Source organism: Pseudomonas marvdashtae (assembly GCF_014268655.2).
Taxonomy (GTDB): Bacteria; Pseudomonadota; Gammaproteobacteria; order Pseudomonadales; family Pseudomonadaceae; genus Aquipseudomonas; species Aquipseudomonas marvdashtae.
On the sequence record NZ_JABWQX020000001.1, the window covers coordinates 3313010 to 3334553 of the forward strand.

A 21544-nucleotide genomic window follows, 5' to 3' on the forward strand; every position below is an offset into this window, starting at 1 on the left:
GGTGGCGGGTATTCCCGATCGTTCCCACGCTCTGCGTGGGAATGTATCCAGTGACGCTCCGCGTCACGGCTTTAAAACGGACGCAGAGCGTCCAAGGCGGCATTCCCACGCGGAGCGTGGGAACGATCAGCAACGCAGAGCCTGTTTATGCCAGGCTCTTGCTCACCACCTCGAACACATCGGCGGAAAGCCCGCCGGACGCCAGGATGCGCTCCAGCTCGGCCTTCATCAGCGCCTGGCGGGCGCTGTCGTACTTGCGCCAGCGAGTCAGCGGCGCCAGTTGCCGCGAGGCGATCTGCGGGTTGAAGCCGTTGAGCTCGATCACCAGGTCCGCCAGGAAGCGATAACCCGAGCCGTCGGCTGCGTGGAAGTTGATCAGGTTCTGCCCGGCAAACGCGCCCACCAGCGCCCGTACCTTGTTCGGGTTCTTGATATTGAACGCCGGGTGCTCCATCAGCGCCTTGACTCGCGCCAGCCCACCCGGCAGCGGGCTGCCGGCCTGGACGCTGAACCACTGATCCATGACCAGCGGGTTGCCCTTGAAGTTTTCCGCGAACACTTCCAGCGTCTTGGCTTTTTCGGCTTCGTATGGCGAATTCACCAGCACCGCCAGCGCGGTCAGGCGCTCGGTCATGTTGTCGGCGGTGTCGAACTGTTCCAGGGTCGCGCTCAGCACCTCGGGCTTGTCCGTCAGCATCAGGTACGACAGGGCGATGTTTTGCAGCGCGCGCCGAGCGAAGTGCTCGGCCTCGGCCACGTATGGCGTGCGCTTGGACAGGTCGCGGTTGGCTTCATAGCGCAGCCACAACGCCTCGAACAGGCTCTCGGCCAACTGCCGGCGGGCAAATTCGCGGGCGGCGTGGATCGCCTCGACGTCCGCCACCTCACTGATTTCAGTCAGGTAGGCTTCGCTTGGCAGCGAGAGCATTTCCGCGACCATCGCCTGGTCCAGGGATTCGTCCGACAGGACGGTGCGCAACGCGCTGACCAGCCGCGGATCGAGCACCAGGCCCTGGCCCTTCTGATGCTGGCCGATCAATTCCTGCAACACCTGCACCGATAGCTGCTGGCCGGCGTCCCAGCGGTTGAAGCCATCGCTGTCGTGCTGCATCAGGAACATCAACTGGTCGCGATCATACGGGAAGCTCAGCTTCACCGGCGCCGAGAAACCGCGCAGCAGCGACGGCAAAGGTTTCTCGGTAACGTCTACGAATGTGAACGTCTGCTCGGCTTCGGTGACCGAGATCACTCGGGTGGTGCCGTTCGCCGCCGCCTCATCGGCCAGGCGCAACGGGATCTCGGCGCCCTTGCTGTCCAACAGGCCCAGTTCCACGGGAATCACGAACGGCAGTTTTTCAATCTTGTCCGGCGTCGGCGGACAGCTCTGGCGGAAGGTCAGGCTGTAGGTCCTGGCCGCGGCGTCGTAGGACTCGCTCACCGCCAGCCGTGGCGTGCCGGCCTGGCTGTACCAGCGCTTGAACTGGCTCAGGTCGACACCGTTGGCATCTTCCATGGCCTTGATGAAATCGTCGCAGGTCACGGCCTGGCCATCGTGGCGCTCGAAGTACAGGTCGCTGCCCTTGCGAAAACCCTCAGGCCCCAACAGGGTGTGGATCATGCCGACCACTTCCGAGCCCTTCTCGTACACGGTCAGGGTGTAGAAGTTGGAGATCTCGATGAAGCTGTCCGGACGCACCGGGTGGGCCATGGGCCCAGCGTCCTCGGCGAACTGGTGGGTACGCAGGTAAGCCACGTCCTGGATGCGCTTGACGGTCGCGGAATTCATGTCCGCCGAAAAGCCGGCATCGCGGAACACCGTGAAGCCTTCCTTGAGCGACAGCTGGAACCAGTCCCGGCAGGTCACGCGGTTGCCCGACCAGTTATGGAAATATTCGTGGGCAACAATCGCCTCGACCCGCTGGTGCGCGGCGTCGGTGGCGGTTTCGGCCCGGGCCAGCACGGCGCTGGAGTTGAAGATGTTGAGGCCCTTGTTCTCCATGGCGCCCATGTTGAAATCGTTGACCGCGACAATCATGAAGATGTCCAGGTCGTATTCGCGCCCGTACACCTCTTCGTCCCAGCGCATCGACTTCTTCAGGCTGGACATGGCGTGCTGGCACTTGTCGATGTTTTCCGGCTCGACGTAGATGCGCAGCGCCACGGTGCGCTCGGTCATGGTGGTGAAGGTGTCTTCGACGCACCACAGGTCACCGGCCACCAGGGCAAACAGGTAGGCCGGTTTCTTGAACGGGTCTTCCCAGGTCGCCCAGTGCCGCCCGTCTTCGCCAGGACCGCTGGCGATTGGGTTGCCGTTGGACAGCAGCACCGGATAGCTGTGCTGTTCAGCCACCACCGTGGTGGTGAACTTGCTCATTACGTCCGGACGGTCAAGGTAATAGGTGATCTTGCGGAAACCTTCGGCCTCGCACTGGGTGCAGAACATGCTGCCGGATTTGTACAGGCCTTCCAGGGCGGTGTTGGTTTCCGGATGGATGCGCACGGTGGTGTCGAGCGTGAACGCCTGGGCCTTGGGCTGCAAGGTCAGGTGGCTATCGTCGAGTTGATAGTCGCCCTGCCCCAGGTCGGCGTCGTCGAGCTTGATCGACAACAGCTCCAACTGCTGGCCATCGAGCACCAACGGCGGCAGCCCGGCACCGCGCTCGGGATTGCGGCGCATCACCAGTTGCGCATGGACCAGGCTGTGGTCCTCGAACAGCTCGAAGGTCAGGTGCGTCTCGTCGATCAGGTATTCGGGTGCCTGATAGTCCTTCAGGTAAATCATCTTCGGTTGTTCGGTGCGCATGGGTCGAATCCTTCTACTGATGCACGGCGAGCTGGTAAGCCGTGTATTTACGAATATTGATCACGCCGGTGTCGAAAATCAGATACTGGCCCTTGATTCCCAGCAGCGTGCCTTCGGCGATCGGGTTCTTGTCCAGGTTGAAGCTGACGATCTTGGCCGGATATTGCTCCACCGGGTAACGGATCTCGACCGGTTCGACGTCCGCTATGGTCTGGATCGCCTGCAGGCCGAATCGTTCCTGCAAACCCTGCAGGCCTTGGGCGCAGCTTTCAAACAGTGAATCACGAATCCGTGGCAAATCCACCGCGACGGCGTCGCCCTTGAGCAAGGCCCGCCAGTTGGTCTTGTCCGCCACTTGGCTGCGAAACAGGTCTTCGACAAAGCCCGACTGCTGCCGGGTCGCCACTCGCAGGATCGGCAACGCCTGGCTCGCGCCCTGGTCCAGCCAGCGGGTCGGCAACTGCGTGGCACGGGTGATGCCGACTTTCACGCCTGAGGAGTTGGCCAGGTAGACCACATGATCGGTCATGCAGAACTGCTCGCCCCAGGCCGGATCCCGGCAAGTGCCCGCCTCGAAATGGCAACGTTCCGGGCTCATGATGCACAGGTCGCACTGGGCCAGCTTGGTCATACAGGGGTAGCAATAACCCTGGCTGAAACTGGTCTTGGTCCGGCGTCCGCAGTGGGTGCAGTGGATCGCACCGAGGTATTCCAGGCGGATCGTTCTGCCGATCAATGGATTGACCGGCACCTCGACGTCGCCCAGGCGAAAGGCGTATTGAACGTTCGGCCCGTCAAGGCGTGCCGACATCTTGCTGATTGCACCGCGGCCAATCTCGATCAATGGATGGCGTCCGATTTGAACAGGATATTCGGCACTTCGGTCGCTTTCGACTGGCATTCCTGCGGGCCCATGTAGCCGGTGCGCTCTTCCTCGGGCAGGTTCTGGATTTCCCAGGCGATCATCGCCTGCAGCGATAGTTCGCGTTGCTCGGCGGTGAGCTTGTTGCCATCGGCCCATTTACCGATTTCCACGGCCAGCTTCAGGCTGCGGTAGATATCGGGGGTGATGTTCTTGATCATTTCGTTAAAGGAAGACATGGGTTCTCCGCGCAAACGCGCATTGTCAAAAGGCACAGGCGCCGGTCAAAGGGCCATTTTACGGCGAGCGAACAGCCCGCCCAACAAACCCGTGAAGCAGCCGACGAGCAGCCCGCCGACGTGGGCCGCATTGGCGATTTCACCGAAACCGATCAGCGAGACCAGCCCGGACAGGCACAACAGCAACCACACCAGCATCATCACCAGCACCCCACGGGGCAAGTGATAGGCCGGGTTCGGTGCGAGCAGTTGGTAAATCCAGCAATGCCCCAGCAGGCCGTATAGCACCCCGGACAGCCCGCCGAACAGCGTCGCGCCACTGAACACGTACTGGGCGAAATTCGACACGAGGCTGAACAGCAGCGTCAGCCCCAACAGGTTGATACCACCCTGGCGCGCTTCGATCCTGCGCCCCAGCTCCCAGTACCACATGCCATTCATGGCGATGTGCAGGAAACCGAAGTGAACCAGCATCGGTGTTACCAGGCGCCACCACTGTCCCGCCGCCAGGCTGTCGCCCAGCGGGGTGAACTGGATGTAGTCACCGACCACGCGAAATTCGAGGAAGGTCAGCCAGCGCAACGTCTCGAGGTTTTCACCCAGCAGGGTCACGGCCGCGACGATCAGGCTCGACAACAACACCAGCGCGGTGATCGGGCTGGCCTTCAGTTGCTGGACAAACCCGGGGCGAGTCGAGGTGCGGCCGGAGGCTGGAAGCTCCAACTGCTGGTCCGGATCGCCAGCGGGAAAACGGGCATAGAGCGAACGCACGTCTTCGCTGATTTCATCCGGCACCCAAAGCACTTGCTCGCCCGCCTCTTCGCTGACGCGATGGGGCACTTGCATGCGTTGCAGCAGCTTGACGAAGCCGCTCAGGTCGACTGCCAGGGGCAGGCGCAAAACCGCGACGACACTCATCGCACAACCTCCGGCCGTTCGACATCGACCCAGACGAACTTGTGCGGATCCAGGCGGGTTTCCTGGTCGAGTCGATAGGCGACCAGCTTGCCATAGAGCACGGCGCTGTAATCCAGGCAGGCCAGGTTCGGACGCAGCGGCGCGGGTTTGCCGCTGCGCCAGTAATGGCCGACGAACAGCAACGGCTCGTCGACGCCATAGCGCAGCAGGTTGTTCTTTTCATCCGGGGACAACGGTGTGCGGGCCACCGGTTCGGGCAGCGCATCGGGTTGGAACACGATGTCGCCGTAGGTCTGCGGGTTGTCTTCCCAGAATTTGGTGCGAAAAAACGAGCGGGTCAGGCCATCGCCGCCGGTCAAGGTCATGCCATGGGGCAAGCGCATATCGGTACCGCGCAGCAAACGGTCGAACACGGTACAGGCGAAACTGCCCGATTCAGCCGAGGCCTGGAGAAAATGCTCGTCGACGCAGCCATTGGGGAACAAACCCCGCAACGGCTCGATCAGGCCGGCGTCCCAGCAGGCGTGCACAACCCGGAAGCGCCCGGCGTCGATAAACAGCGGTAGCTCGTAGAACCACTTGAGGAAATCCTGCCAGTCGCCCGGATGTTGCTCGAATTGACTCAGGGTTTCGTTGAGCAGGCGTGCGTGTCGCGGCGTGTGTTCGCGCACGTAGCGCTGGCCGCTGCCCGGCAACGCCGGTGTGCTCCAGCCCAGGGCGTTGAACTCATGGTTGCCCATGATGCACAACGCCTGGCCGGCCTGGACCATGTCGTGGACGATGTGCAGCGCCTCGCGAATCCGCGGACCCCGGTCAATGATGTCGCCAAGGAACACGGCCATGCGCGACGGATGCCGCCAGACCCCGCCCTGCTTGTGGTAACCGAGTCGGTCCAGCAGGTGTTCCAGCGTCAAGGCGCATCCGTGCACGTCGCCGATCAGGTCGTAACTGCGCGCGGGATCGAGCATCAGTCGCCTCCACCCCCCAACCGACTGCCCCAGCCGAGCTTGGTCCGGCAGACTTCGTAGTAATTGTGGTCCAGCGGGTGGATCAGGCGCAGCTTCTGCGCTTTCTTGCTGACGGTGATGGTGTCACCTGGCGCGCAGGTGAAATGGTTCTGGCCGTCACAGGACACTTGCGGGTAGATCTGCATATCCTTGGACACGACGATTTTCAGCTCACTGTTGCCATCGACCACGATGGGTCGCCCAGACAAGGTATGGGGGTACATCGGCACAATCACAATAGCGTCGAGCTTGGGGTGCATGATCGGCCCGCCGGCAGACAGTGCATACGCGGTGGAACCGGTCGGCGTGGCGACGATCAGGCCGTCGGCCTTCTGGCTGCAGACGAACTGGCCGTCGATATACAGCTCGAACTCGATCATGCGCGTGGATTTGCCGGGGTGCAGCACCACGTCGTTGAGCGCGTCGCCCTGGCCGATGGCCTCGGCGTGACGACGCACCTCGGCTTGCAGCAGGAAGCGGTTTTCCACCAGGTAATGGCCGTCGAGCACCTCGGCGACCTTGATTTCCAGCTCGTCAGGGCGGATATCGGTCAAGAAACCCAGGCTGCCACGATTGATCCCCAGCACCGGAATATTATGCCGGGCCAGTGCCCGGGCGGCGCCCAGCAAGCTGCCGTCGCCACCGACCACGATGACCATGTCGCAGACTTCGCCGAGCATCTTGCGTGACGAAGTCTGCAGGCCGTGGCCCGGCAGCACTTCGGCGATGGTATCTTCGAGAATCACGTGCAGGTGCCGCTCCAGGAGGAAGCGCTTGAGACGGCGAACGGTGTCCAGCACCTGCGAACTGCCCAGGCGACCGATGATGCCGATATTGCGAAATTGCTCCATGAGGCTCCTGCGAAGGTCTGCGGCGGGCGAAAAACACGATTATGGGCGAAAGCGCTCCATAGACAAAATTCTTTAAGCCTCCGGCGCAACGGCTATGCTCGCAAGATGATCCTGTTCCCTGAATTGCTGGACCTGCCCCGCCGCCTGCACCATCCCGAAGTGCGCGACCTGGCGTGGGTGATCGTCGCCCCGCCGATGCTCATCGACCCGCCTTGGCCCCAGCGCCATCCGCTGGCGGGCAGTGATTGGGTGCAACAGCCCCATCGGCTGGAAGATTGGCTGCGACAATTGGACCGCGACAGCTTTCCACTCCTGCAGTGCCTGTCCCAAGGGCGGACGCGGCGCCTGGGCCTGTATTACGAAAGGCTGTGGCAGTTTGCCGTGCAGCACGCACCGGGGATCGAGTTGATCGCGGCGAACCTGCCGATCCGCCGCGAAGGCCATACGCTGGGCGAGCTGGACCTGTTGCTGCGCGATGGCGAAGGGGTTCATCACTTGGAACTTGCGATCAAGCTGTACCTCGGGCCACAGCACGGTAACGGGCTCGATACCGCGCAATGGCTTGGCCCGGGCTGCCATGACCGGCTCGACCGCAAGCTGGCGCACCTGCGCGAGCATCAACTGCCGATCTCGGCACGTCCGGAGAGCCGCGAGGCCCTGGCAGCGCTGGGCATCGAACACTCGGGCATCGGGTCATTTCGCTCGCACCTGTGGCTCGGCGGTTATTTGCTTTACCCCTGGCCAGGCGAGGCCGAACCACCCAGCGGTGCTCATCCCAGGCACTTGCGCGGCCGGTGGCTGCACCAACGAGATTGGCTCGGATTCGTCGCCCAGCGCCCGCCAGGCCGCTGGCAACCCCTGCCCCGCGCGGCCTGGTTGGCCCCGGCGCATTACCCGGCGGACCAGACCTGGACCGCCGCGCAACTGGACGCTTGGCGAGCGACCCTCGACCCCATGGCGCCAGCGCAACTGATGGTGCGCCTGACGGAAAATGCCAAGGGCGAGTGGGAGGAAGCTGAACGGGCATTCCTGGTAGCGGATCTGTGGCCGGATGTGCCGGGCAATGGCTAAGCGCCCGCCCGGCTGAACGCCTGCTCGCGCGATGCGTCCGACTCGATCTAGAAGGACAGCCGTACCGCCAGCGCCGCCAACGTCACCAGCAACACCGGCACCGTCAGAACGATCCCGACCTTGAAGTAATAACCCCAACCGATCTGGATGTTCTTGCGCGCCAGCACATGCAGCCACAGCAACGTCGCCAGGCTGCCAATCGGGGTGATTTTCGGACCCAGGTCGCTGCCGATGACGTTGGCATAGATCATCGCTTCCTTCACCACACCGGTGGCCTGGCTGGCGTCGATGGACAAGGCACCGATCAGTACCGTCGGCAGGTTGTTCATCACCGATGAGAGCAACGCCGTCAACAAGCCGGTGCCCATGGCCGCGCCCCACACACCGTAGCCGGCGAAGGCGTCGAGCCACTGGGCCAGATAGTCGGTCAGCCCGGCGTTGCGCAGGCCATAGACCACCAGGTACATGCCCAAGGAGAAGATCACGATCTGCCACGGCGCTTCTTTCATCGCCTTGCGAGTAGAGATCTTGTGACCGTGAGCCGCGACAGCCAACAACAATGCGGCGCAGACCGCCGAGATCACACTGATGGGAATCCCCAGCGGCTCCAGGGCAAAGCAACCCAGCAGCAGGATCACCAGCACCGCCCAACCTGCATAAAACGTGGCCTTGTCGTGGATCGCCGTTGCGGGATCGTCCAACTGATCAGGGTCATAGTCACGGGGGATGTCGTGGCGAAAGAACCACAACAAGATCGCCAGGCTCGCCGCCACGCTGACCAGGTTCACCGGCACCATCACCGCCGCGTAGCGGTTGAAGCCAATGCCGAAGAAGTCCGCCGAGACGATGTTCACCAGGTTCGACACCACCAACGGCAGGCTCGCGGTATCGGCGATGAAACCGGCACCCATGACGAACGCGAGGGTCGCCGCCGGGGAGAACCGCAACGCCAGCAACATCGAAATCACGATGGGCGTCAGGATCAGCGCCGCGCCGTCGTTGGCGAACAGCGCCGACACCAGTGCCCCGAGCAGCACCATGAATGCGAACAGCTTGCGTCCGCTGCCTCGCCCCCATCGGGCCACATGCAGGGCGGCCCAGGCAAAAAAGCCGGCCTCGTCCAGCAACAGGCTGATGATGATCAGCGCAACAAACGTGCCGGTGGCGTTCCAGATGATGTGCCACACCAAGGCGATATCACCGACCTGCACCACCCCGCTCAGCAACGCCAACAGCGCGCCGAGCATGGCGCTCCAGCCGACACCCAGCCCTTTGGGCTGCCAGATCACCAACGTTATGGTCAGCAGGAAAATCAACGACGCGAGAAGCATGCGCAACAACCTTGGGAGTAAAACGGTTTGAAAGAAAGCGTCAGCAACAGCGCGCCACCGGACGATCGGCCATGGCGTGCAAACGGTAGTAGACCCATTGCCCTTGGCGCCGGTCGCTTCGGCATTGCAATACGCCCCCGTGGCGAGGGAGCAAGCTCCCTCGCCACGGGATCTACCGTACTGTCGAGATCAAACCTTCTTGTGCTGCTCGACCCACTGGCCATAGGCATCGATGAATTTCTGCAGGAACGGTCGCACAGATTCCGACAGGTTACCGGCTTCGTCGACGGCAGTTCCCGCGCCACTCAGGTAAGCTTCAGGTTGCTGCATGCAAGGCACATCGAGAAACACCAGGGACTGGCGCAAATGGTGGTTGGCACCAAAACCGCCGATGGCGCCGGGCGATGCGCTGAAGACCGCGCCAGGCTTGCCGCTCAGGCAACTTTTGCCGTAGGGACGCGAGCCGACATCGATGGCGTTTTTCAGCGGAGCGGGCACCGAGCGGTTGTATTCGGGCGTGACGAACAACAGCGCATCGGCAGCGCCCACCTGCTGGCGAAACGTGGTGTAGGCCGCTGGCGGCGTTACGTCGATGTCTTCGTTGTAGAGCGGCAGCTCGCCGATTTCGACAATTTCCAGTTTCAGATGAGACGGGGCCATGTCGGCCAGGGCCAGCGCAACCTTACGGTTGATCGATGCCTTGCGCAGGCTGCCCACTAAAACGGCCACTGTGTAGACATTACTCATGAGAGGCTTCTCGACTGTCGGTTAAAAGGGAGCCTGTAGTTATAGATGATCGGCACCACAATTGGACCAATGGAACGTCGAAAACCTTCCGGCCGGACTATTTTTTTCATGTAGGAAAACTTACCGCACTTGATCAAGGTCTACAGAACCGCAAATCGAGTGATCTATTTCCAGAGGTTCTAAGCAATGGCAGCAGTACTTGTCGGACAATTTCATGCGCGGGACGCCGAAGGTCGCGTCTATTCGGTGCATGAATTCCAAGAATCAGACCCGTCGCCAGACGGTATTGGCAAGGATGTCATCACCTATAAACTGGCGATTGGCGACCGAGTCAACAAATTAGCTGAGGGCACGTTTGTCCTGGTGCAGTCCGGTGTCGAACTGACCCGCGAACCTGAAACACAGATAGCCTCATAACCTCAGGTTCAATGAGCAGAAGTCGCACCCGCAATTGGGTTAGGATTCAGCCACTCAATGGCTTACCTGCCTAATACGGACTTCTTGCATGCGTTTACGCCACATCGAAGTGATCCAGGCGCTGCTGCAGACCGGCCATCTCGGTACAGCGGCTGAATGGCTGCAATTGCCGGCGGTCGAAGTCGAGTCGATCCTGCGCGACGCGGAGGCCCAGCTCGGTTTCATGCTGTTCGCCAGCGTACGCGGACGGTTGCAGGCCACTCGAGAAACCCTGGAGTTGCGCGAAGGCATCACGCGACTGTACGACACCCTCGAACCGATACAGCGGCTGGCCAGCAGCCTGAAACATTATCAGGCGCCGCCCCTGCGCATCATCTGCACCCCGCCGCTGGCCCAACAGCTGCTGCCCCTGAGCATCGCCGCCCTGCGCAGGCGCCATCCAGATGCGCCTTGCACGCTGCTCAGCCAACCGACACGCGACATCGTCAAGAGCCTGCTGCTGCGTGAAAGCGACCTGGGCCTGAGCCTGCACGATCCCGAACATCCCGACATCCACTGCCAGATGATCGCCCAAGGCAAACTGCAATTGCTCGCGCCCCACGGCTGGCTGCAACCGCGGCAAAAATACATTTCGCTTCAGGATCTGGCGGGCCAATCGCTGGTCGGGCTCGAGGGCCACGATCCGCTGAGCCCGGTATTCGACCATAAGCTGGCGGCGCTACGGCCGGCACCGCTGGTGCAGATTCGCGTGCAGACCCACCAGATGATGCGTGCGATGGTCGAGGCTGGGGAAGGCCTGGCCATTGTCGACCCGTTCACCGCCTCCGGGGCCAAAGGCAGCGGGCTGGACATTTGCCCGGTGTCGCCGGCCGTTCCCATCTGTCTTTATGCACTGAGCCTGAACGGCGCGCCGCCTTCACCGACAGTGCAATCATTGCTGGAGCGGGTTACGGAACAAGCCGAGGCGTTGCTGAACCACTGACGGTCATGCCCAGCGGATCGTCGAACAACCGGTACCAGAACAACGCCACTTCGGCGGTGTGCCGATCGATGCCGCGATAGCGCAGGTGGTCGATTCCTCCCAGCACATAGCCGCAACGCTCGTAGAGCCGGCAGGCGCCCAGATTGTTGTTCTGGGTTTCCAGCATGATGCCCGGCAGTTTTTTCTTGCGACTCCAGAACTGGGCGACATCGAGCAGGGCCTTGGCTACGCCATGCCGGCGAGCCGGGGCATGCACCGCTAATTCGTCGATGTGGGCGTAACCGTTCCAGTTGGTACTGACGACCAGATGCCCCACCGGCTGGTCATCCAGATAAGCCATGAAGATTTCGCTGTCCGGCGCGTCGCGAAAGCTGCTGAACTCTTCCGGATCGATGCCGTAGCACTTGCGATACGGAACGATGGGCGTCACGGGCCATTGATCCACGGGCCGACCGATCTGCGCCGCGCCGTAGACACTGACCTCGAAACTGAAGTCGCTGCCCCAGATGTAGGCCGCGAAGCCATCATCGACGACGCGCACCGACAGGCCGGGGTGCTTGGGGTTCATGACCGGTTGCATGCTGGGGAACGTCCTCATTCCTTGAGACAACCAACGGCGTCGTGCCATCCATTGCCCTTGCCTCTCGAAACTTCACACATCAAAGCGGGTATCCATGGCCTGCCTTCACTTCAGGTTAGAAGAGACTGGCGATTGTCGCGAGATTGACATGACCGAACCCGTGGGCGGTGCATCAGTTGGCCGCAGCCTGCGCCTCGGCCAATTGCGTCCACAATGCCGGGGCACCGGCCGACTTGGCGATGGCTTCCAGACGTGCGGCATGCTCAGCCAAATCGCTTTCGCTGGCACGGATGATCCGGGCCGGCTTGCGGTCCGCAGGCAGACGACGAATTTCGGTCGCCTGGTTACCCGAACCTTCACCGGTGCCGTTGCCGTCCGAAGCGTTGCCGGCCAGGGACAGGCTGGTCTGGCCGCCGGTCATGGTCAGGTAGACGTCAGCGAGAATCTCGGAGTCGAGCAAGGCGCCGTGCAGTTCACGACCGGAGTTGTCGACGCCGTAGCGCTTGCACAGGGCATCGAGGCTGTTGCGCTGTCCGGGGTGCCGCTCCCGGGCCATCATCAAGGTGTCGAGGATGGTGCAATGCTGGGTGATATCCGCCCGGTCATGCTGACCCATCAGGGCGAATTCATTGTTGATGAACCCGACGTCGAACGCCGCGTTATGAATGATCAGTTGCGCGCCCTGGATGAATTCGAAGAACTCATCGGCCACCTCGGCGAAACGCGGCTTGCCCACCAGGAATTCGTTGGTGATGCCGTGCACGCCGATGGCGCCTTCGTCGCTTTCGCGGTCCGGTTGCAGGTAAACGTGAAAGTGACGGCCGGTCAGGCGCCGACCCATCAGCTCGACACAGCCGATTTCGATAATCCGGTGACCGTCGGTCACCGGCATGCCGGTGGTTTCGGTATCCAGTACTACAGATCTGTTGGCCATCTAGTGTTCAGCTCTCAACGGACAGTCTTGCAAAAGCGCGGATGTTAACACGCTCACGTAAGGATGAGCCGAAGCCTGCTTTTTGTGGCCACAGTTTAATCCTGGCCAGACTGACGAGGCCCGGATCAAGCCTGCTTGTAACCGCGCACTTCATCCACCCCTCGGTTGGCCAACTGGTCGGCCCGCTCGTTTCCGTGGTGACCGATATGACCGCGCACCCATTTCCAGGTGACGTTATGACGGTTGACTTGCTCATCCAGGAGTTTCCAAAGATCAGCGTTTTTGACCGGCTCCTTCGCCGCCGTCTTCCAGCCGCGCTTCTTCCAGTTCGCCATCCACTCGTTGATGCCTTTCATCACATACTGCGAGTCGGTCACCAACAGCACGTCGCATGACCGCTTGAGTTCTTCCAGGCCGCGAATGGCGCCCATCAGTTCCATGCGGTTGTTGGTGGTGTTGGCTTCGCCGCCCCAGAGCTCCTTTTCCACGCCCTTGCACACCAGCAACGCACCCCAGCCGCCCGGGCCGGGATTGCCCTTGCAGGCGCCATCAGTGAAAAGTTCTACGCTATCGCTCATGCCAATCTATCCAAAAAATTGCAAAGGCCTGCCGGTCGGGAGCGATCGACGCCCGAAGCCGAATGCCGGCAAGAACCATCAGAAAAGGGTTACGGCTCGATGTGACGGCGATTGACCTTGGCCATCGGCAAGGGAATCAGCTTGCCCATCGGTTCGCGTCGCGCCTGGCGCACCGGGCGCAAGCCGACTGCGATCTTGCGCGCGACCAATAAATAGAAGCCGCCGCCGGACAGTTGCCAGTCACCGGCCTTGCGCTCCCAGCCGGCCAGACGGGCCTGCCACTTGGGCGACGCAAGCGGCGGACGATAGCACCCGAAGCGGCGTTTCTCCAGCGCGAAGCCCAGCAGGTTCAGCCAGTCGCCTACCCGCGAGGCCGAAATGCAACGGGCCTGGCGCAACGCGTCGCTGGCAAAGACATGCCGCAGCCCCCAACTGCTCCACGGATTGATCCCAATGATCACCAAGTGCCCGCCGGGACGTACGCTGCTGGCGGCTTCTCGCAACAAACCATGGGGCGACAAGCAGAAATCCAGGCCGTGCTGCATCACCACCACGTCGGCGGCGTGCTCGCTCAACGGCCAGGCCTGCTCTTCACAGACAATCTCCACGCCAGGCAACGGCGCGCCCAGGCGAACGTTGCGCTGGACCTGCGGCGCCGAAGGCGGTGTCTGCGCCGAGGGACCGTAATGCACCAGATAACCGCCAAAGAACCGGCCCAGCTCGTCTTCGAGCATACGTCGTTCTTCTTCCAGCAAGAATTGCCCAACCGGGCCGGATAGCCATTCACGGGCGGAGCTGATCAGTGCCAGCCATTCAGGATCGGCCTGAGCGAACGCTTCATCGGTCATTGCATTCTCCAACGCGCCAGGAAGTTCTAAGATGCGCCTTTGTTTTGAGCTTGGCGAATTCCGCGATGATACAGATCACTGCCCTGCCCGCGTTTACCGATAACTACATTTGGTTGTTACAGGATCACTCGACCCGGCACTGCGCCGTGGTCGACCCGGGCGACGCCGCCCCCGTCCAGGCCTGGCTCGACGCGCATCCCGGCTGGGTCTTGAGCGACATCCTGGTCACCCACCATCATCATGACCACGTCGGCGGTGTCCAGGCGCTGAGAAACGCGACCAACGCCACCGTGTACGGCCCTGCCAGCGAGAACATCCCGGCGCGGGACGTGGCCCTGGAGGACAACGCCAACGTCAACGTGCTCGGCCTGGATTTCGACGTCTACGCCGTCCCCGGGCACACGTTGGGGCATATCGCCTATTACCACCGCGGCCTGCTGTTCTGTGGCGACACGCTGTTCGCCGCTGGCTGCGGCAGGCTTTTCGAAGGTACGCCACAACAGATGCACCACTCTCTGGGCCGACTTGCCGCGCTGCCTGAAGATACCCTGGTCTATTGCACCCATGAATATACCCTGAGCAACCTGAAGTTCGCCGCAGCGGTCGAGCCAGCGAACCCGGACATTGCCGCCCGCCTGGAAAAAGTCATCCAGCAACGCGACCAAGGCGTCATCACACTGCCTTCGACCCTGGCCCTGGAAAAACTCACCAATCCTTTTTTGCGCACCGCTGAAACATCCGTTAAACAAAAAGCAGACGAACGGAACGGCCAGCGTAACCAGACGCCGAGTGAGGTTTTTGCGGCCTTGAGGGCGTGGAAAGATAAGTTCTAAGGCAGCTATCGATTGATACAAAAATTCTGAATGGTTGACCTGTTGGGGTGCGCTTCCTAGAATCGGCCGACATTTTTGCCCGGAACTTACTTCCAGCCAATGTCGTCATCTATCCGTAGGTCCGTCCAGTCAGACACATTGACCCGCTTGGCTCAAGCCATCGCGGTGGCTGTGTCCGCCACGCTGGCGGGCTGTCAGAGCAGCGGCCAGGTTCCGCAGGCCGATGTTGCGCATACGCCGAAAATCGCTGCGCGGGCCAAGCAGAAGCCGGTTTGGCTCACCGAGAAGCCCACCCCCCAGGTGCCCCAGGACGTGTGGGAACGCATGCGCCAGGGTTTCCAGCTCCAGGAAACCGCCGGCGTCAACCCGCGCATCGAACAACAGCGCCTATGGTTCGCCAGCAACCCGTCCTTCCTGGAGAACGCCGGCGAGCGTGGCAGCCTGTACATCCATTACATTGTCGAGCGACTTGAAGAACGCAACATGCCGCTGGAGCTGGCGCTGCTGCCGGTGATCGAAAGCGCCTACAACCCCATGGCTTACTCCCGGGCCAACGCAGTGGGGCTGTGGCAGTTCATCCCGTCCACGGGGCGTTATTTCAACCTGCGCCAGACCCGCTTCTACGACGGGCGTCGCGATATCACTGCTTCCACCACGGCCGCCATGGACTACCTGACGCGCCTGCATGACATGTTCAACGGCGACTGGCTGCTGGCGCTGGCGGCGTACAACGCCGGTGAGGGCACCGTCAGCCGGGCCATCGAGCGCAACGAGAAACTGGGCCTGCCCACCGACTACTGGAACCTGCCGTTGCCCAGCGAGACCCAGGCCTATGTGCCGAAGCTGCTGGCGCTGTCCCAGGTGGTGCTGTCCCCCGATGCCTATGGCGTGAATCTCAACCCGATCGCCAACGAACCTTACTTCCAGGTCGTCGAGATCAACCAGCGCATGGACCTGTCCAAGGTCGCCGCGGTCGCGAACATCGACGAAGACGAACTGTTCCAGCTCAACCCGGCCTTCAAGCAGCGCACCACCATCGATGGCCCGCAGCATTTGCTCGTGCCGACGTCCAAGGCGCAGTTGCTGACCGCCAGCCTGTCGACGATGCGCCCGGAAGAACTGATCAGCCCGCGTTCGCTCAAACCGGTTTTCGAAACCGCCGAAGACAGCGACGTGGAAGGTGCCAGGCGCACCTACCGCGTCAAGCGCGGCGACAACCTGGCGCAGATCGCCAAGGCCAACAAGGTCCAGACCAAGGACCTGCAACGCTGGAACAAGCTCAGCGGCAACAAGCTCAAGGTCGGCCAGACCCTGGTGATGCAAGACACCAGGGCTACAAAGGCTAACGGCAAGCGCATCAATACGGTCGTGGCCGCCAAGGGCAAGGAACAAAAGAAGCAGACTCAGTACAAGGTCAAGCAAGGCGACTCGCTGTATGTCGTCGCCAAACGCTTCAATGTCGAGATGCAGCACCTCAAGCGCTGGAACCCACGAATGGGCAAGGCGCTCAAGCCTGGGCAGATGCTGACGGTCTATTCCCCGCATTGACACCGGGGCTCCGGTGGCTGGGGGCTTGTTGTGGCGAGGGGATTTATCCCCGCTGGGCTGCGAAGCAGCCCCCCCTGGATCTATCTGATACACCGAGTTGTCAGGTTCTAGGGCCGCTTCGCGCCCCAACGGGGATAAATCCCCTCGCCACAAGCCCCCGCCTTTTTCCTGCCGATACAAGCTGTTACTGTACAGCCCATAAAAGCCCAAGCCGCCTGTATCGGATCCCAGACTTGATACGTCCCCTCCTCCTGCTCCTGATCAGCCTGGCCCTGAGCTCACCCGCTGGCGCCACCATCAGCGAAAGCCATGGCTATGCGCAATTCGGCACGCTCAAGTACCCAGCCCGATTCACCCACTTCGACTGGGTCAATCCGCAAGCGCCCAAGGGCGGCACCTTGCGGATCATGGCGTTTGGCACCTTCGATACGCTCAACCCCTACACATTCAAGGGCAGCAGCCCGGTCTCCACGGCGAATTTTCTGCAGTACGGCATCAACGAGCTGAACGAGCCGTTGATGGTCGGTACCGGCCAGTACGCGCCGTCCGGGGATGAGCCGACGTCGAGTTACGGCTTGATCGCCCAGTCCGTGGAATACAGCGAGGACCGCAGTTGGGTGGTGTTCAACCTGCGACCCGAAGCACGCTTCCACGACGGCGTACCGATCACCGCCTACGACGTGGCGTTTTCCTATCGAACGCTCCTCAAGGACGGCCATCCGCTGTACCGGACCAACCTTCAGGAAGTGCTGCGAGTCGATATCCTCAGCCCGCTGAAAATCCGCTTCGTCTTCAAGCGCTCGGGCAATCCGCTGCTGATCCTGCGCCTGGGTGAGTTACCGGTGCTGCCACAACATTATTGGAAAAACCGCGATTTCAAGGCGACCACCTTCGAGCCGCCCCTGGGCAGCGGCCCTTACCGCATCACCAAAGTCCAACCGGGCCGCCAATTGATCTTCGAGCGGGTCAAGGATTACTGGGGCAAGGACCTGCCGGTCAATCGCGGAAAATACAATTTCAACCGGATGGAAGTGGAGTTCTACCGCGACAGCGAAGTCGCCTTCGAAGGGTTCAAGGCCGGCGAGTTCGATATCTACATCGAACACCAGGCCAAGAACTGGGCCAACGGGTACAACTTCCCGGCGGTCAACCGTGGCGACGTGATCAAGGCGCAGATCCCCCACCAGATTCCGACCCAGACCCAAGGCCTGTTCATGAACACTCGGCGCGCAACCTTCGCCGAGGTCAAGGTACGGGAAGCCCTGGGATTGATGTTCGATTTCGAATGGACCAACCGCACGCTGTTCAGCGGCGCCTACAAACGCACCCTCAGTTACTACCCAAACAGCGAATTCTCGGCGACGGGCCTTCCGGTGGGCCACGAATGGCTGTTGCTCAAGCCGTACCGCGAGCAACTGCCCGCTCAGTTGCTCACCGAGCCCTTCAGCCTGCCCAAGACCGACGGGCGCGGCATTCCCCGGGAAACCCTGCGCAGGGCCCTGGCCCTGCTGAAGGAAGCCGGATGGACCCTCAACGGCCAGCGCCTGCTGAACGCTGAAAGCCAACCCTTGCGCTTCGAGATCCTGTTGGTGAATCCGAACCTGGAGCGCATCCTCCAGCCTTACGTCGAGAACCTTGCCAGCATCGGCATCCAGGCCCGCCTGCGCACCGTGGACCGAGCCCAGTACAAGCAGCGCCTGGACCAGTTCGACTTCGACATGATCCTGCTGACCCTGGGCCAGACCCTCAGCCCCGGCCTTGAACAATGGCAGTATTTCCACTCCAGCCAGGTCGGGATCAAGGGCAGCAAGAATTACGCGGGGATCGCCAACCCGGTGGTCGACCATTTATTGGAAAAGCTGCTCGCCGCCCAGACTCGCGACGAACAGGTGGCCGCCGGCAAGGCGTTGGATCGTGTGCTGCTGTGGCAGCATTACTGCATCCCCAACTGGTATCTCAATTATCATCGCCTGGCGTACCGCAACCGGTTCGCCTTTGTCACTACGCCGCCCTACACCCTGGGCCTGAGCGCATGGTGGCTGAAATCTTCGGAGAAAGATCAATGAAGCCTTTACGCGCCCTGCTCCTGCAGGCCAGCAGCCTGTTATTCGCCGGGCTGGCTTGTGCCGCGCCGCAGCACGCCTTGACCTTGTACAACGAGCCGCCGAAATACCCGGCCAACTTCAAGCATTTCGACTACGTAAACCCCGACGCGCCCAAGGGCGGGATATTTCGCCAGGGCGGGTTTGGCAGCTTCGACAGCCTCAACCCTTTTATCAACAAAGGCGTACCGGCAGAGGACATCGGCCTGATCTACGACACCCTGGCCAAGCAAGGCCTGGATGAACCGTTCACTGAATACGGCCTGATCGCCGAGAAAATCGAGAAAGCCCCGGACAACGGCTGGGTGCGTTTCTACCTGCGCCCCGAAGCCCGTTTCCATGACGGCCATCCGGTGCGCGCGGACGACGTGGTCTTCAGCTTCCAGACCTTGACCAGGGACGGCGCCCCGATGTTTCGCGGTTATTACAACGATGTCGCCGAAGTCATCGCCGAAGACCCGCTCAAGGTCCTGTTCAAATTCAAGCACACCCACAACCGCGAACTGCCGCTGATCCTCGGCCAACTGCCGGTATTGCCGAAACACTGGTGGGCCGACCGCGACTTCAACAAGGGCAACCTGGAGTTCCCCCTGGGCAGCGGCCCCTACAAGGTCAGCGAAGTGAAGGCCGGTCGCTCGATACGCTATGAGCGCGTGAAGGATTATTGGGGCAAGGACCTGCCGGTCAATCGCGGCTTCTATAATTTCGACGTATTGACCACCGATTATTACCGCGACAACACGGTGGCCGTCGAAGCCCTGAAAGCCGGGCAGTTCGATTTCTGGCTGGAGATGAGCGCCAAGAACTGGGCCAATGCCTACAACATCCCGGCCGTCACCGAGGGCCGGCTGGTGAAGGAACAGATCCCCAACGGCAACCCCACCGGCATGCAAGGATTTGTCTACAACCTGCGCCGGCCGGTGTTCCAGGATGTGCGAGTACGCAAGGCCTTGAGCCTGTTGTTGGACTTCGAGTGGACCAACAAGCAGCTATTCAGCGGCGCCTACGCCCGCACACGCAGTTATTTCGAGAATTCGGAGATGGCCGCCACTGGCCTGCCCGGCGAAGACGAGCTGAAGATCCTCGAACCACTGCGGGGCAAAATCCCCGAGCAGGTCTTCACCGAAGCCTTCCAGCCGTCGATGTGCGACGGTAGCGGCATGATCCGCGACCAGCAGCGCAAGGCCTATCAGTTGCTGCAAGAAGCGGGTTGGCGCATCGTCGACGACAAGATGGTCGATACCCAAGGCAAGCCCGTGGTCCTGGAGTTCCTGCTGGCCCAGACCGAGTTCGAGCGGGTCCTGCTGCCATTCAAGCGCAACCTGAGTGACCTGGGCATAGAACTGGTGATCCGCCGCGTCGACGTGTCCCAGTACATCAACCGCGTGCGTTCACGGGATTTCGACATGGTGGTGGGCAGCTTCCCGCAGTCCAGCTCACCGGGGAACGAACAGCGCGAATTCTGGATGTCGGCCGCTGCGGACAAACCTGGCAGCCGCAACACCATGGGCCTGAAGGATCCCGCCGTCGACCAGTTGGTGGAACAGTTGATCAACGCCGACTCGCGCAAGAGCCTGGTCACTCATGCCCGCGCGCTGGACCGGGTGTTGCAGTGGGGCTACTACGTGATACCCAACTGGCACATCAAGACCTGGCGCGTCGCCTACTGGAACCACATCGGCCATCCAAAAGTCCCGCCGACTTATGACATCGGCACCACCACCTGGTGGGTCAAACCGGAGATCAAGCCGGCCGATGAAGTGGAGAAACAAGTGATCGAGCAACAAATCGCCGCCCCCGCGAGTGTGGAGTAACAACATGCTGGCTTATATTTTTCGGCGACTGTTGCTCATCATCCCGACCCTGTTTGGCATCTTGCTGATCAATTTCGTGATCATCCAGGCGGCGCCCGGCGGCCCGGTGGAGCAGATGATCGCCAAGCTCGAAGGCTTCGAAGGCGCCACCAGCCGCATCGCCGGTGGCGGTGCCGAAGTATCGGTGGCCGGCTCCGCCTACCGTGGCGCCCAAGGCCTGGACCCGGCGCTGGTCAAGGAAATCGAGCGCATGTACGGCTTCGACAAGTCGGCCCCCGAACGCCTGTGGATCATGATCAAGAACTACGCCAGCCTGGATTTCGGCGACAGTTTCTTCCGCGACGCCAAGGTCATCGACCTGATCAAGGAAAAGATGCCGGTGTCCATTTCCCTCGGGTTATGGAGCACGCTGATCATGTACCTGGTGTCGATCCCGCTGGGGATCGCCAAGGCGACGCGCCACGGCAGTCATTTCGATGTATGGACCAGTTCGGCAATCATCGTCGGCTACGCGATTCCCTCGTTCCTCTTCGCCATCCTGTTGATCGTGGTGTTCGCCGGCGGCAGTTATTTCGACTGGTTTCCGTTACGCGGGCTGACCTCCAACAACTTCGACGAATTGAGCATGGGCGGCAAGGTCCTCGACTATTTCTGGCACCTGGCCTTGCCCGTGACGGCGCTGGTAATCGGCAACTTCGCCACCATGACCTTGCTGACCAAGAACAGCTTCCTCGATGAAATCAACAAGCAATACGTGGTCACCGCCAAGGCCAAGGGCCTGACGCGCAACCGCGTGCTGTATGGCCATGTCTTTCGCAACGCGATGCTGCTGGTGATCGCCGGTTTCCCGTCGGCATTCATCGGGATTTTCTTCACCGGCTCGTTGCTGGTGGAAGTCATTTTCTCCCTCGACGGCCTCGGGCTCATGAGTTTTGAAGCCGCCATCAACCGCGATTATCCAGTGGTGTTTGGCACCCTGTTCATCTTCACCTTGCTGGGGCTGGTGGTGAAACTGATCGGCGACTTGACCTACACCTTCGTCGATCCGCGCATCGACTTCGAAAGCCGGGAGCATTGAG

General features: G+C 61.4%; 20 protein-coding genes. 8 read left to right on the forward strand and 12 right to left on the reverse strand.

From position 1 onward, the window contains the following. Nucleotides 1-145 precede the first annotated feature (145 nt). From pepN to HU742_RS14855, 6 genes are read right to left on the reverse strand one after another with little or no spacing between them, the layout of a single operon-like run. Nucleotides 146-2803 carry an aminopeptidase N gene (gene pepN, locus HU742_RS14830; protein ID WP_186644602.1) on the reverse strand — a complete coding sequence of 886 codons (2658 nt, stop codon included), beginning with the start codon at nucleotides 2801-2803 and terminating at the stop codon, nucleotides 146-148. A 13-nt stretch (nucleotides 2804-2816) separates the two neighbouring features. Further along, on the reverse strand, nucleotides 2817-3647 hold the full coding sequence (locus HU742_RS14835; protein WP_186644603.1) for a DUF2797 domain-containing protein: 831 nt from the start codon (nucleotides 3645-3647) through the stop codon (nucleotides 2817-2819). Next, nucleotides 3644-3904: a YeaC family protein gene (locus HU742_RS14840; RefSeq protein ID WP_186640141.1), complete on the reverse strand. Its 261-nt coding sequence runs from the start codon at nucleotides 3902-3904 to the stop codon at nucleotides 3644-3646. The genes HU742_RS14835 and HU742_RS14840 overlap by 4 nt, the downstream gene beginning before the upstream one ends. Nucleotides 3905-3949: 45 nt before the next feature. Beyond that, nucleotides 3950-4822: a rhomboid family intramembrane serine protease gene (locus HU742_RS14845; RefSeq protein ID WP_186640140.1), complete on the reverse strand. Its 873-nt coding sequence runs from the start codon at nucleotides 4820-4822 to the stop codon at nucleotides 3950-3952. Continuing rightward, nucleotides 4819-5793: a metallophosphoesterase gene (locus tag HU742_RS14850; protein ID WP_186640229.1), complete on the reverse strand. Its 975-nt coding sequence runs from the start codon at nucleotides 5791-5793 to the stop codon at nucleotides 4819-4821. The genes HU742_RS14845 and HU742_RS14850 overlap by 4 nt, the downstream gene beginning before the upstream one ends. Continuing rightward, nucleotides 5790-6680, reverse strand: coding sequence for an NAD(+) kinase (locus tag HU742_RS14855; protein ID WP_003180647.1), 891 nt, complete (start codon nucleotides 6678-6680; stop codon nucleotides 5790-5792). Before HU742_RS14855 ends, HU742_RS14850 begins: the two co-directional genes overlap by 4 nt. Before the next feature lie 105 nt (nucleotides 6681-6785). Between HU742_RS14855 and HU742_RS14860 the strand changes: the two genes are divergently transcribed. Continuing rightward, the gene (locus HU742_RS14860) at nucleotides 6786-7751 is read left to right on the forward strand and encodes a DUF1853 family protein (protein ID WP_186644604.1); all 966 of its coding nucleotides are present in this window, start codon (nucleotides 6786-6788) and stop codon (nucleotides 7749-7751) included. 47 nt (nucleotides 7752-7798) lie between these two features. Here HU742_RS14860 and HU742_RS14865 read toward each other — a convergent pair whose 3' ends face one another. Together HU742_RS14865 and HU742_RS14870 are read right to left on the reverse strand one after the other, a co-directional pair. Then, the gene (locus HU742_RS14865; protein ID WP_186644606.1) at nucleotides 7799-9082 is read right to left on the reverse strand and encodes an arsenic transporter; all 1284 of its coding nucleotides are present in this window, start codon (nucleotides 9080-9082) and stop codon (nucleotides 7799-7801) included. Nucleotides 9083-9271: 189 nt separating this feature from the next. Then, nucleotides 9272-9829 (reverse strand): NADPH-dependent FMN reductase, encoded by a 558-nt coding sequence (locus tag HU742_RS14870; RefSeq protein WP_186644607.1) that lies wholly within the window; start codon nucleotides 9827-9829, stop codon nucleotides 9272-9274. 186 nt (nucleotides 9830-10015) lie between these two features. Between HU742_RS14870 and HU742_RS14875 the strand changes: the two genes are divergently transcribed. Then, nucleotides 10016-10246, forward strand: coding sequence for a hypothetical protein (locus HU742_RS14875; RefSeq protein WP_186644608.1), 231 nt, complete (start codon nucleotides 10016-10018; stop codon nucleotides 10244-10246). Nucleotides 10247-10334: 88 nt separating this feature from the next. After that, on the forward strand, nucleotides 10335-11228 hold the full coding sequence (locus tag HU742_RS14880) for a LysR substrate-binding domain-containing protein (RefSeq protein WP_186640130.1): 894 nt from the start codon (nucleotides 10335-10337) through the stop codon (nucleotides 11226-11228). Here the strand turns inward: HU742_RS14880 and HU742_RS14885 are convergent. From HU742_RS14885 to HU742_RS14900, 4 genes are all read right to left on the reverse strand, one after another. Then, a complete protein-coding gene (locus HU742_RS14885; RefSeq protein ID WP_186640128.1) occupies nucleotides 11194-11808 on the reverse strand; it encodes a GNAT family N-acetyltransferase in 615 nt (204 codons plus the stop codon). The two genes, HU742_RS14880 and HU742_RS14885, sit on opposite strands and share 35 nt — an antisense overlap. 172 nt (nucleotides 11809-11980) lie before the next feature. Further along, complete coding sequence (dnaQ, locus tag HU742_RS14890) at nucleotides 11981-12742, reverse strand: DNA polymerase III subunit epsilon (RefSeq protein ID WP_186614965.1); 762 nt, start codon at nucleotides 12740-12742, stop codon at nucleotides 11981-11983. A gap of 125 nt (nucleotides 12743-12867) precedes the next feature. Next, nucleotides 12868-13320, reverse strand: a complete 453-nt coding sequence (rnhA, locus tag HU742_RS14895; RefSeq protein ID WP_003180633.1) for a ribonuclease HI — start codon at nucleotides 13318-13320, stop codon at nucleotides 12868-12870. Between the two features lie 89 nt (nucleotides 13321-13409). Then, nucleotides 13410-14168 (reverse strand): class I SAM-dependent methyltransferase, encoded by a 759-nt coding sequence (locus HU742_RS14900; RefSeq protein ID WP_186614963.1) that lies wholly within the window; start codon nucleotides 14166-14168, stop codon nucleotides 13410-13412. 65 nt (nucleotides 14169-14233) lie between these two features. Between HU742_RS14900 and gloB the strand changes: the two genes are divergently transcribed. The 5 genes from gloB to HU742_RS14925 all read left to right on the forward strand — a co-directional run bounded on the left by gloB (nucleotide 14234) and on the right by HU742_RS14925 (nucleotide 21543). Further along, a complete protein-coding gene (gloB, locus tag HU742_RS14905) occupies nucleotides 14234-15001 on the forward strand; it encodes a hydroxyacylglutathione hydrolase (protein ID WP_186640126.1) in 768 nt (255 codons plus the stop codon). A gap of 99 nt (nucleotides 15002-15100) precedes the next feature. Continuing rightward, the gene (locus HU742_RS14910; RefSeq protein ID WP_186640124.1) at nucleotides 15101-16549 is read left to right on the forward strand and encodes a transglycosylase SLT domain-containing protein; all 1449 of its coding nucleotides are present in this window, start codon (nucleotides 15101-15103) and stop codon (nucleotides 16547-16549) included. Nucleotides 16550-16782: 233 nt separating this feature from the next. Beyond that, complete coding sequence (locus HU742_RS14915; RefSeq protein WP_189664453.1) at nucleotides 16783-18615, forward strand: extracellular solute-binding protein; 1833 nt, start codon at nucleotides 16783-16785, stop codon at nucleotides 18613-18615. After that, entirely contained in the window at nucleotides 18612-20465 is a 1854-nt protein-coding gene (locus HU742_RS14920) for an extracellular solute-binding protein (RefSeq protein ID WP_186644609.1), read from the forward strand. Before HU742_RS14915 ends, HU742_RS14920 begins: the two co-directional genes overlap by 4 nt. Before the next feature lie 4 nt (nucleotides 20466-20469). Further along, on the forward strand, nucleotides 20470-21543 hold the full coding sequence (locus HU742_RS14925; RefSeq protein WP_186644610.1) for a microcin C ABC transporter permease YejB: 1074 nt from the start codon (nucleotides 20470-20472) through the stop codon (nucleotides 21541-21543). Nucleotide 21544: the final 1 nt, after the last annotated feature.

Excerpts from the sequence above, each read along its gene's own strand:
- pepN (WP_186644602.1), bottom strand. The coding sequence starts at position 2,803 with ATGCGCACCGAACAACCGAAGATGATTTACCTGAAGGACTATCAGGCA.
- HU742_RS14840 (WP_186640141.1), bottom strand. The coding sequence starts at position 3,904 with ATGTCTTCCTTTAACGAAATGATCAAGAACATCACCCCCGATATCTAC.
- HU742_RS14845 (WP_186640140.1), bottom strand. The coding sequence starts at position 4,822 with ATGAGTGTCGTCGCGGTTTTGCGCCTGCCCCTGGCAGTCGACCTGAGC.
- HU742_RS14855 (WP_003180647.1), bottom strand. The coding sequence starts at position 6,680 with ATGGAGCAATTTCGCAATATCGGCATCATCGGTCGCCTGGGCAGTTCG.
- HU742_RS14860 (WP_186644604.1), top strand. The coding sequence starts at position 6,786 with ATGATCCTGTTCCCTGAATTGCTGGACCTGCCCCGCCGCCTGCACCAT.
- HU742_RS14865 (WP_186644606.1), bottom strand. The coding sequence starts at position 9,082 with ATGCTTCTCGCGTCGTTGATTTTCCTGCTGACCATAACGTTGGTGATC.
- HU742_RS14870 (WP_186644607.1), bottom strand. The coding sequence starts at position 9,829 with ATGAGTAATGTCTACACAGTGGCCGTTTTAGTGGGCAGCCTGCGCAAG.
- HU742_RS14875 (WP_186644608.1), top strand. The coding sequence starts at position 10,016 with ATGGCAGCAGTACTTGTCGGACAATTTCATGCGCGGGACGCCGAAGGT.
- HU742_RS14880 (WP_186640130.1), top strand. The coding sequence starts at position 10,335 with ATGCGTTTACGCCACATCGAAGTGATCCAGGCGCTGCTGCAGACCGGC.
- HU742_RS14885 (WP_186640128.1), bottom strand. The coding sequence starts at position 11,808 with ATGCAACCGGTCATGAACCCCAAGCACCCCGGCCTGTCGGTGCGCGTC.
- dnaQ (WP_186614965.1), bottom strand. The coding sequence starts at position 12,742 with ATGGCCAACAGATCTGTAGTACTGGATACCGAAACCACCGGCATGCCG.
- rnhA (WP_003180633.1), bottom strand. The coding sequence starts at position 13,320 with ATGAGCGATAGCGTAGAACTTTTCACTGATGGCGCCTGCAAGGGCAAT.
- HU742_RS14900 (WP_186614963.1), bottom strand. The coding sequence starts at position 14,168 with ATGACCGATGAAGCGTTCGCTCAGGCCGATCCTGAATGGCTGGCACTG.
- gloB (WP_186640126.1), top strand. The coding sequence starts at position 14,234 with ATGATACAGATCACTGCCCTGCCCGCGTTTACCGATAACTACATTTGG.
- HU742_RS14910 (WP_186640124.1), top strand. The coding sequence starts at position 15,101 with ATGTCGTCATCTATCCGTAGGTCCGTCCAGTCAGACACATTGACCCGC.
- HU742_RS14920 (WP_186644609.1), top strand. The coding sequence starts at position 18,612 with ATGAAGCCTTTACGCGCCCTGCTCCTGCAGGCCAGCAGCCTGTTATTC.
- HU742_RS14925 (WP_186644610.1), top strand. The coding sequence starts at position 20,470 with ATGCTGGCTTATATTTTTCGGCGACTGTTGCTCATCATCCCGACCCTG.